The sequence below is a fragment of the Algibacter sp. genome (assembly GCF_049667265.1).
GTDB lineage: Bacteria > Bacteroidota > Bacteroidia > Flavobacteriales > Flavobacteriaceae > Algibacter_B.
Genome location: NZ_JBATHX010000007.1, coordinates 1 through 5379 on the forward strand (window position 1 = coordinate 1; position 5379 = coordinate 5379).

At 32.6% G+C, this 5379-nt stretch carries 5 protein-coding genes; 1 reads left to right on the top strand and 4 read right to left on the bottom strand.

Annotated elements, in window-relative coordinates; genetic code table 11:
• The coding region (locus WBN21_RS00235) for a histidine kinase (RefSeq protein WP_424197311.1) at window positions 1–583 on the bottom strand (583 nt) is incomplete at its 3' end.
• Window positions 584–812: 229 nt separating this feature from the next.
• Here WBN21_RS00235 and WBN21_RS00240 point away from each other — a divergent pair.
• Entirely contained in the window at window positions 813–1721 is a 909-nt protein-coding gene (locus tag WBN21_RS00240; protein WP_424197312.1) for a thioredoxin domain-containing protein, read from the top strand.
• A 26-nt stretch (window positions 1722–1747) separates the two neighbouring features.
• On the opposite strand, the gene WBN21_RS00245 is transcribed toward WBN21_RS00240, so the two are convergent.
• The 3 genes from WBN21_RS00245 to WBN21_RS00255 all read right to left on the bottom strand — a co-directional run.
• The gene (locus tag WBN21_RS00245) at window positions 1748–3520 is read right to left on the bottom strand and encodes a MutS-related protein (protein ID WP_424197313.1); all 1773 of its coding nucleotides are present in this window, start codon (window positions 3518–3520) and stop codon (window positions 1748–1750) included.
• Between the two features lie 86 nt (window positions 3521–3606).
• On the bottom strand, window positions 3607–4017 hold the full coding sequence (locus WBN21_RS00250) for a hypothetical protein (protein ID WP_424197314.1): 411 nt from the start codon (window positions 4015–4017) through the stop codon (window positions 3607–3609).
• A 9-nt stretch (window positions 4018–4026) separates the two neighbouring features.
• The coding region (locus WBN21_RS00255; RefSeq protein WP_424197315.1) for a T9SS type A sorting domain-containing protein at window positions 4027–5379 on the bottom strand (1353 nt) is incomplete at its 5' end.

Sequence of the window (5379 nt, forward strand, 5' to 3'; positions counted from 1 at the left end):
TAGTTTTCTCATTACTATCATACAACACATGTTTTAAATTATCTGAAAGCATTAAAATAAGCTCGGGCGTTTCGTTTGGTTTTTCTAATGAATATGAATAAATGGTATTCAAATTATTGAATAATACATGTGGATTTATTTGCGATTTTAGAAATTTCAACTCCATTTCTGCATGTTCCTTTTTAACTTTAATGACTTCTTCTTGCTCGTCACTAAACCGATATAAAATCCAAATAAAAGAGAAGAAAATAAGTGGCACAAGGGTTTGCCATAAATAATCGCTGAGACATTTAGGAATACTGCAACCACATTGTGCAAAAGCATAACAATATAATTGCGTAGCGAAAAACGAAATGGCGGCAAATACAAAAACATATAAAACGTACCACTTCTTTTTAACAAAAAAAGGCAGCAGAAAAAAGTTGTTTACATAAACTATAGCTACTAAAAGTGATACATATTGTAAAAACGGATTTTCTTTCCAATAAAAATCAGAAAAGAGAAATAACGACACAAACACAAAAAGCATCCAAAAAAGAATGTGCACTAAAATTTGCGAGGTGTACTTGTTAACAAAAGTCATAGTAAAGATTAATACCTACAAGGTTAGAAAACCTTGCAGGAAGTGCTTTTCAAGTTTAAAAGTAGTTAGAAAACCCAAAACCATCAAACATTCTGTACGAAAGTCGATTTTGTAATTGCAAACAACCAAAAAGGCCGTTTGTAAACTTAAGTCTGTTGTTTGTAAAATTAATTCGCACGGCATTTATAACTGGTTTAAGTTTGATTTATAATCAATCAAAATCATCAATATGAAACGAGCAGTCTTATTCATCATTTTACTTAGCCTACAGTTTGGTTTTTCTCAGTCTTTAAATCACATAGAACTTGACGCCAAAGGAAATGAGGTTTTACTTGGGGAAATTAATAAAAACGGTTTAACACGAAATACCTTTAACTCATGGTTTTCCATAAACCATGAGGATTATTTGGTAAATAAAGCGATTGCTAAAAAACTGAAAGACTCTTTAAATCAATACGACATAAAAGTTTTTTTAGGCACTTGGTGTGGCGATAGCAAACTAGAAATACCAAGGTTTTACAAAGTTATTGAAGCTGCAAAATTCCCTGAAAACAAATTGCAAGTTATTGCAGTTAATAGAACCGAAGACGCCTATAAACAAAGTCCGAATCATGAAGAAAAAGGATTGAATATACACCGTGTTCCCACTTTTATTTTCTATAAAAACGGCAAAGAAGTGAATCGCATTGTGGAACATCCAAAAGAAACTTTTGAGCGTGATATGTTGCGTATAGTTACCGACAACAAATACACCTCAAATTACATGGCTGCCAATTATTTAGATTATTTGCTGAATTCAAAACCGATTGACAGCCTAAAATTAGACGAAGCTAATTTAATACCAAGACTAGCTGAATTTGTAAAAGGAAGCAGAGAATTAAACACGTATGGCTATTCGTTATTACGCTCCAACCAAACGGAAAAAGCCTTTTATGTTTTTGATTTGAATACTAAAATATTTCCATACAAACACAATGTTTATGATAGTTTAGGAGAATCTTATTTTCAAGCAGGAAATAACAATGAAGCTTTAAAAAACTACTATAAAGTTTTAAGTTTAAAACCGGATGATGAAAATGCTGTCGAGATGATTGAGAAGGTTAAATTGAAAGCTGGAAGCACGAAGACAGAAGACTGAAGACTGAAGACTGAAGACTGATAAACCTAAACAATATTCATCTTTTTCAACAAGAAAGAAGCATTCATGTTTTTGCAAACACCTTCTTTCAACGTATAATCAAAATGAAGTTCGTCATTGATTATTTCGGCATCAAAATAATAGTTTTTTACGTCGTCGAGTTCGTTTTCAATTTCACAAAGACTTAAATCATGCGTCGCTATAATCCCTGTGGCATTTGAAGCTACTAATTTTTCAACAAATTTTCTTGATCCAATGGCCTTATCGGTACTGTTTGTGCCTTTTAAAATCTCATCTAAAACAATAAAATAAGGTTCTTTTTGAATAGCATCAACAATAAATTTTAAGCGTGTTAATTCTGAAAAGAAGTAAGAACTCTCATCTGTTAGCGAATCCGTTGTACGCATACTTGTAATCAATTTTACAGGTGAATATTTACTTGATTTAGCACAAACTGGCAAACCCATATTCGCCATAACGATGTGCAGGGATACGGTTCTCAAAAACGTACTTTTACCAGCCATATTTGCACCAGTCACGATAAAAAACTGTTCATTTTCTATAGTTAAATTACTGTCTACTCGTTTTTCAGGGTTTAATAATGGATGCCCTAAATTTTCCGCCCTTATAATTGAACCTTCATTGATTATTTCTGGAAATATAAATTCAGGATGATTAAAAGCAAAGTTTCCTAAAGAATTATAAGCATCGAAAAATGAGACCACTTCGAACCAATCGGAAACTTTAGCTCCATATTGCTCTATCCATTTTTCGATGCGATAACTGTTTTTTATATCTGTTAAAAAGAAACCATTCCCAAAAATAGCTCCAATGATATTATTTCTATTATCTAAAGCATCTAAAGACTTTGCAAACGCCTTAAAAATGTCGGAGGCTTTTTTATCGCCAAATTGAATTTGCTGTTGCTTGTTCTTTAATAATTCTGAAGTAAAAGTTTCATTCTCAATTAAATCAAGTAATAGTGCGTATTGCCTAAACGTATCTCTAACTTTATCAGTATTTGATGCTAAGACATTTATTTTTTTGAGATAACGCCCTGTAATCCCCAACCCTAAAAGCAACCAATAACCTATAAGTGTTTGATTGGTTATTATATCCAAAACGGTAAGCACAAATAATACAACAGAAACTAATCCAAATACCAAGGGCAACCACACCATGATTTTTGGCAAAAATGATTTATGGCTTTGCAACCAATTAATAATCTGTTTTGCTGGTGTTTCAACATGTATTAAACTTGAGGTCGCAGCGTAAAACTGTCGCCATTGCGGTTTTGTATTTAATTCTTTTATGGCTTCTTGCCTGCCATTAATATTATCTACTTGGTTGGCTTTTAGAGCATCCGCTAGTTTTTTGGTACCTTCGTTTATTGTTGTTCTGTTTATGAATTGGAAAAACGAACCGCGCCCAAACAAATCAATATCTAAACTATAAAAATGTGATGGATCTTGAAATTGAAGTCCTTCATCTATACTATGATAATCGCCCGAAGTTATTTTAATTTCATCTTCATTTATTTCTACCAAAGCTTTATTAAAATCACGTTGACCCTTAACATCAGTATATTTTGAAAGCAAGTAAATAAATATCGCTATACCCAAAACTGCAACTAAAACGGCTAATTGCCAATGTTGTAAAAAGAAATATATCCCAAATCCTGTTGCTACAAAAACTAATAATCGTAACGTGCTAAGGGCCGTCATTTGCTTGAAATGTTTCTTGGCTTCGCTTTGGTATTTTTCTAAATGTTCTTGATAATATGATTGTGGTGTATTCATTTTACTTTTCTAAGCTGTAAAGTAACAAAAAAGCCCTGAAACAATATCAGGGCTTTTGGAAAGTTTAGTGCTATTAATTTAAGATATTATCTTAGGTTTAAAACTTTCAAAGAATCTGTTGGTTTAGTTAAAATCGTAATCATTTTATTTGATTTCAATTCAATGGCCAACATACTTTTTGTATTTTCAAATTTCGCATCAAAAGGCAAATCAATTTGTAATAAGTATTTCCCCTTTGGGTATACCACTTTATTACTGCCTTGCTGATTCGATTTTAAATTTATTACTGAAAAAGTATAGTGTTTTGGTGAATCATCAATTTTAAGACTTAAAAATTCTGTTTGTTTTTTTAGCTCCACCTCTAAACTAAACCTAATAACAAGAGTTCCCGAAGGAACTCCTGGTATTACTTTAACCTTTTCTGCTTTTAAAATTCTTGTGTTTGCACAGGAAAACAAAAAAAGTCCCAATAACATAAGTAATAAAGTTTTATACATGCTTAAAAATTACTTCACCATGAATTTTTGAGTTGACACTTTGTTGCCTTCTTTCAATTTGATAATGTAAATTCCTTTAGCTGGATTGTTAAGATTTACTTTGTTATCTAATCCGTTCAAGCTACCTTTTGCAATAGCTCCTCCTACTATATTATAGATTACATAGTCAACTTTTCCAGATTGAGAAGTTAACTTTACATTTAAAATATTGTTAACTACAGGATTTGGGAAGATTTTAGGCTCATCAACAAATTTAGTTTCTTTTGTTCCTAAAGTCGTGTTAGCAACATTTATCTCCCACATTCCTCTTCCGTAAGTTCCGATATACATCTTGTCACTTATGTAGTTTATTTTCATGTCTTTAACAATTACGTTAGGTAAATTAGTTCCTAGTTTTGTCCAAGAAGTTACCGTAGGTGATCTGTAATAAACACCTAACTCAGTAGCAGCAAATAAATACTCTCCAGTTTGGTTTTGTTCGAAAAGCACTCTTTTCATTAAAATATTTGGCATTCCTGTAGAATAATTAGTCCAGGTTACACCAGCATCTGTAGATTTAAATACTTTACTACCATCTACATAACCTTTTGCAGTACAATAGATTGTTGACGGACTAGCAGCATCAATAGAAAAAGAGTTTACTCCAGTAACTCCTGTTGGCAAGTTAATTGTTGTCCAAGAAACTCCAGCATTGTTTGAGTATTTTAGATCTCCTGAGGCACCAATAACAGCAAGATTTGAACCTTGGTTATCAAAATGTACAACCTTTCCAACACCCGAATTTAAATTTTCTGTCCATGGTGTTGAATTACCATCGTTTGTACTTATTGTAGTAGACCTGTAAAGATCCCCAAAACCTCCATAGGCTATTGTTGGGTTAGTAGTATCTAAACTTAATGGCCATTCAAATTCGGCATCATCAGGTTTTGGTAAGGCAACACCATATAAATTTCCTGTATATCCTAGAGCTTGATTAGAACGTGTTAATGCACCTGTAGTTCCTCCCAAATATCTAATAGCAGGATTTGAATAATCAATTGCTGAACACACACCATCTCCTGCAGATACACTTACCCATTGGCCTCCTTCTTTACTGAAACCATCATTATCTTGATTGGCCATCATAAAATTATCATTTGTCCCTGAAGACGGATCAATCGAAATGGTATAACTTTGAGTTACAATAACACCTTCTGATTTATACTCAATTACTGGGGCGTTTACAGTACCTGCACCATCCATGGTAATAAAGCATAATCCACCATCATTTACATTCCAAAACGATAAACCAGCATCTAAATACCCTGCTTGATGATGATCAGAATGCATATATACTCCAGATGTATTTACTGGATTAGAAGA

What these genes read in the sequence shown, in the direction of transcription:
- WBN21_RS00240 (WP_424197312.1), top strand. Translation starts at nt 813, where the DNA reads ATGAAACGAGCAGTCTTATTCATCATTTTACTTAGCCTACAGTTTGGT.
- WBN21_RS00245 (WP_424197313.1), bottom strand. Translation starts at nt 3,520, where the DNA reads ATGAATACACCACAATCATATTATCAAGAACATTTAGAAAAATACCAA.
- WBN21_RS00250 (WP_424197314.1), bottom strand. Translation starts at nt 4,017, where the DNA reads ATGTATAAAACTTTATTACTTATGTTATTGGGACTTTTTTTGTTTTCC.